The organism is Iodobacter sp. (genome assembly GCF_025352645.1).
In the GTDB taxonomy this organism is placed as follows: domain Bacteria; phylum Pseudomonadota; class Gammaproteobacteria; order Burkholderiales; family Chitinibacteraceae; genus Iodobacter.
In genome coordinates, this window is the sequence record NZ_JANXSO010000132.1 from 1 (window position 1) to 5036 (window position 5036).

The window sequence follows — 5036 nt, forward strand, 5'->3', positions numbered from 1 at the left end:
CTTCAAATGAAACGATTTCGGCCTTGTCAGGTAGTCGTATCCCAGCGTAGATAAAGTCGCTCCCCGCCCGGTTTGTTTGATGCCGGTCCAAGGTAGAGCGGGGTCTAGGTAATCGCAACGGTTCATAAAAAACGTACCGCATTCCAGCTGATCGCCTAGGCTGAGCGCGATGTTTTCGTCGCGGCTAAATACGGCAGAGGTTAGGCCGTATGGGCTGTCGTTCATCAATTGGATGGCTTCTTCGTCGTTTTTTACCGGCATGATGCCCACCACAGGGCCGAAGCATTCGTCGGCCATGAGCTGCATCTGATGACTCACGCCGGTAAAAATCCTCGGGGCCAAATAAGCACCTTTGCCATCATCCAGCGTAAAGCGGCGGGTATCGACAATCTGGCTTGCGCCTTTAGCCAGTGCATCAGCCTCTACCACTCGCACTGCATTGGCGGCGGCCACGCGCACCACAGGGCCAAGGGTGGTGGTGGCATCCAGCGGATTGCCCAAAACATATTGCTCGGTCAGCGCCAGTGCGCGATCGACAAAATCTTGATACACCGACTGGTGCACATAGATGCGCTGGGTGCCGCAGCAGCTTTGCCCAGAGTTAAAAAATGCACCATCAACCAGCGTATCCACGGCATACGCAATATCGGCATCGCTGCGCACCAGCGCCGCATCGTTGCCACCCAGCTCTAAACCCACACCAATAAAACGCCCCGCCGCCGCCTGCTCCACGGCGATACCGCCCGCGACCGAGCCGGTAAAGCAGACATGTTTGATTTCTTTAGCCTGAATCAGCTTTTGCGTGCTGGCGTGATCGGTATGCAAATATTGGAACACGCCAGCAGGCAGGCCTGCCGCCACAAAGGCGGCGTGAATTTGCTCGGCGCACAACGGGGTTTGTGCCGAGTGTTTTAGGATCACCGTATTGCCCGCCATCAGCGCCGGAATAATCGCGTTCACCGCAGTCAGCAGCGGGTAATTCCACGGTGCCACCACCAGCACCACGCCCAGCGCTTCGCGGCGGATAAAGCGGTTAAAGCCATCGATCGGCGTTGGCCGGATATCAGCCAATGCCTCAGGCGCAATCGCCATCATATGCCGCGCCCGAGTATCAAAACCAAGCACTTCATTGGGTGTATAGCGAATAGGCCGGCCAATCTGGCGCGTAATCGCTTCTGCAATCGCATCCTTATTGGCAGTAAAACCATCCACCGCTCGGCTCAGCACCGCCGCACGCTCCAGCAGAGAAACCTGCCGCCAATCCCGCTGGGCAATCTTGGCACGGCGTAAAGTAGCCGCGATATGGTGCTCATCGGCATAAGCACGCCGCACCACTTCGCTACCATCGATAGGACTCATCGTAATCAGTTCAGACATAGCTACTCCGGGTGGGTGGAATGGTTTTTAAAAAAATTCTTTAAAAAGATCTGTAGACACAGAGAAAACTGAGCACACGAAGAACACAGAGAAAAATCTTCATAGGAAACCCTTGTAGGGTGAGCACAATGGTTTATCGTGCCCACGCGGAGAATCACGCACAGCCCGCGTGGGCAAAAAACTCGCCCACCCTACATTCCTGTCCTCTATGCCCACAGACCTTTTTCAGCGTCAGATAATTTCAAAATAGCGTTTTAATTCCCAATCCGTTACATGTTTGCGGAATTCTCTTTCTTCCCATTCGCGCGTGGCGACAAAGTGATTCACAAAGGGCGTGCCAAAGAGGGCTTGGGCGGCTTCGGATGCTTTTAGGCGCTTTGCGGCTTCCCCAAGGGTATTGGGCAGGTGTAAGCGATCTGGAAAGGTTTGGGTATAGGCATTACCCACCACCATTTCTTCTGGCTCCCACTGATGCTCAATGCCGTAGAGGCCTGCGCCAAGTGCTGCGGCAAGGGCGATATAGGGATTGGCATCTGCCGAGCCGATGCGTACTTCCACCCTTTGCGATTTAGCCGATCCGGGGATCAGCCGCAGTGCGGTGGTGCGGTTTTCTAGGCCCCATGTGGCATCCAGTGGTGCCCAGTAGCCTGGCACCAGCCGTGAATAGCTATTCACTGTCTGACCAAACATCGCCATAAATTCAGGTAACAGCCTTTGCACCCCAGCTAAAAAGTGCCGCTGGGTTTTGCTCATATTGTGTGGCTGGGTAGGATCATAAAACACCGATTTGCCGGTTTTAATATCATTTAAAGATAAATGAATATGGCCGCTTTGCCCCGGTAGCTCGGCCGACCATTTGGCCATAAAGGTGGCCATCAGATTATTCTGCTGCGCCAGCACCTTACAGAAAGTTTTAAATAAGAAAGCTTTATCCCCAGCGCGGCTGGCTTCATCCACGGCAATCGCGGCCTCTAATACGCCTGGGCCGGTTTCGGTGTGCAGGCCCTCAATGCCCATATCCATGGTTTCACACAGCTTGAGCAGCTGATGATAAAAATCGGCATGCACCGTGCTGCGCAAAATGGAATATCCAAAATAACCTGGCGTCCAAGGGATAAGGTTTTGATAGTTTTTAGCCCGCACTGATTCTGGCGTTTCTTTAAACACAAAGAATTCGTACTCCAGCGCGGAATAAGCCAGATACCCCATATCAGCGGCTTTTTTAACGATGCGGCTTAAAAGCTGGCGCGGGCAAATGGCTTCGGCGTCGCCACTGAATTCGCCCAAGAAAAACAGCATCGGCTTGCCATCAACCATTTCTAGCGGCAGCTCACGGCAGCTTTCGGGAATAATATGCGCCTGAGCATCGGGGTAAGCAGTGTGCCAGCCGGTGTATTCCACATTGTCATAGAGCTGATCGTTGCTATCCCAACCCATCACCACATTGCAAAAACAAAGACCGCCTTTGAGTATGGAAAAAAACTTTTCTTTCGATACATATTTGCCACGCATCACGCCATCGATATCAGATATCCCCACTTTGATATGGCTCAGTCCGCTGGCTTCCACCACGGCAATTGCATCTTCTATTGTTTTCACTTCACGAGCTTGCATAACGATCCCCTAATGCGATAAATGTGCTGAGCATGCGCGTGGGCACAGAAACGAGCCCACCCTACATCGATCTACTCCCCTACCGTCACCAACATTTCATCATGCGGTGCGTCGTCTCTTGCCTGGCGGGTGGCTAAGAAATAAACATAGCCGCCAGCCATAAAGCCAATAAAGATGGCGAAAATGGTCTGGTTAAAATAAATCATTGCAACTAAAGCAACCAAAGCTAAAACCAGCGCCACACAAGGAAAGAGCGGGTAAAAAGGCACGCTATAAGGGCGCTCTAAAGCAGGCTCGCTACGGCGTAATTTAAACAGGGCTGCCATAGAGATGATGTACATCACGATTGCACCAAATACCGACATGGTGATAATCGCGGCGGTAAGCGACATACCTTGCAGCTGGATCACCGAATCCGCATAAATGGCCGCCACACCCACCACACCACCCGCCAAAATCGCCCAGTGTGGGGTTTGAAAGCGCTGATTCACTTTGGCTAGCACGCTAGGCAAATAACCCGCCCGCCCTAGCGCATAGATCTGCCGTGAATAGCCCATGATAATGCCGTGAAAAGAGGCAATCAGCCCAAATAGCCCAATCCACACCAGCATATGCAGCCAGCCTGAATTCGTCCCAACCACCATTTGCATAGCCTTAGGTAAAGGCTCGTTGATATTAGCCAACTGACGCCAATCCCCCACACCGCCCGCAAACACCATCACACCAATGGCCAGCACCACCAACGTTAAAATGCCGCTGATATAGGCACGAGGAATCGTTTTACGTGGGTCTTCTGCTTCTTCTGCCGCCATGGCCGCGCCTTCAATCGCTAAAAAGAACCAGATGGCAAAGGGAATAGCTGCAAACATGCCGCTAATGGATGCACTACTAAAATGATCCGCTCCAGACCAGCCGTGGGCCATAAAATTGCTCCATGCAAAGCCTGGCGCCACCACGCCCATAAACACCATCAGCTCTAAAATTGCCAAGATGGTGACACAAAGCTCAAAAGTTGCCGCAATGGTCACTCCAATCACATTCAAAAACATAAACACGATATAAGCACCCAAAGCCGCGTGTTTTGGGTCTAAGCCAGGAAACTGCACGCCTAAATAAGCGCCAATCGCCAGTGCAATGGCGGGCGGGGCAAACACAAATTCGATCAGGGTGGCCATGCCAGCGATATAACCACCTGTGGGGCCAAAGGCGCGCCTTGCATAAGCGAACGGCCCGCCTGCATGGGGAATCGAGGTGGTTAGCTCGGTATAGCTAAAAATAAAAGTGGTATACATGGCCGCAATGATCAGGGAGGTGATCATAAAACCCAGCGTGCCCGCCTTATCCCAACCATAACTCCAGCCAAAATACTCGCCCGAAATCACCAAACCCACCGCAATGCCCCAGAGGTGGATGGTTTTCAGCGAGCGCTTTAACTCCCGTTTAACTTGCTCTGCCATGATGTTTCCTTTATCAAAAAGTGAAAGCACTCGCATACAGAAACTAAATCGCGGCCAAAAACAAACTAAAAGCTGCGACTGAAAGCTGTGATGTCAGTTTATGGCGGGGGAATTTATGACGACAAGCACTATCGTTTTAGCTTATTTATTACTATTGCTTACACTTATCTTTGCGCGTTGCAACAATAATCTTTCAAGGCGGAGGAAATTAATAACAGAAGTTAGGCACAGTTGAACCTAAATCTTCAACCACGGGAGGGCGTGGAGAACACAGCGTTTCACAGAAAAAAGGGAATATTAAATTGAGACATTATTTGAGTTTTAAGCGTTTTTAAGCTCAAACACAGGGCTTGAAAAACCCTTTAAATATAAGAAATAAGGCAGGGTTTCGGCAAGCATGGCGCTGCCTAGCATTAGTTTTAAGGCTAATCAAAAAGCGGAGGGGAGGGTAATCCCCCCACAAAACCAGCTCATTTCTAAGTAGAATTTTCTCGCAGTCTTTGAGGAGCTCTACATGAAAGCAGCACGTTATTCAGATAGCCAGATTATGGCGATTTTAAAGCAAGCCGAAGCCGGTTCGACCGTTCC

At 51.1% G+C, this 5036-nt stretch carries 3 protein-coding genes; all 3 read right to left on the bottom strand.

Translation table 11 applies throughout. The features are described 5' to 3' along the window. Positions 1-1377: aldehyde dehydrogenase family protein (locus Q0R17_RS15255; RefSeq protein ID WP_293936308.1), on the bottom strand; the 1377-nt coding region annotated here is incomplete at its 3' end. 231 nt (positions 1378-1608) lie between these two features. Then, a complete protein-coding gene (locus Q0R17_RS15260) occupies positions 1609-2991 on the bottom strand; it encodes a glutamine synthetase family protein (RefSeq protein WP_293936311.1) in 1383 nt (460 codons plus the stop codon). A 71-nt stretch (positions 2992-3062) separates the two neighbouring features. Then, positions 3063-4448, bottom strand: a complete 1386-nt coding sequence (gene eat, locus Q0R17_RS15265) for an ethanolamine permease (RefSeq protein WP_293936313.1) — start codon at positions 4446-4448, stop codon at positions 3063-3065. Positions 4449-5036: the final 588 nt, after the last annotated feature.

Excerpts from the sequence above, each read along its gene's own strand:
- eat (WP_293936313.1), bottom strand. The coding sequence starts at position 4,448 with ATGGCAGAGCAAGTTAAACGGGAGTTAAAGCGCTCGCTGAAAACCATC.
- Q0R17_RS15260 (WP_293936311.1), bottom strand. The coding sequence starts at position 2,991 with ATGCAAGCTCGTGAAGTGAAAACAATAGAAGATGCAATTGCCGTGGTG.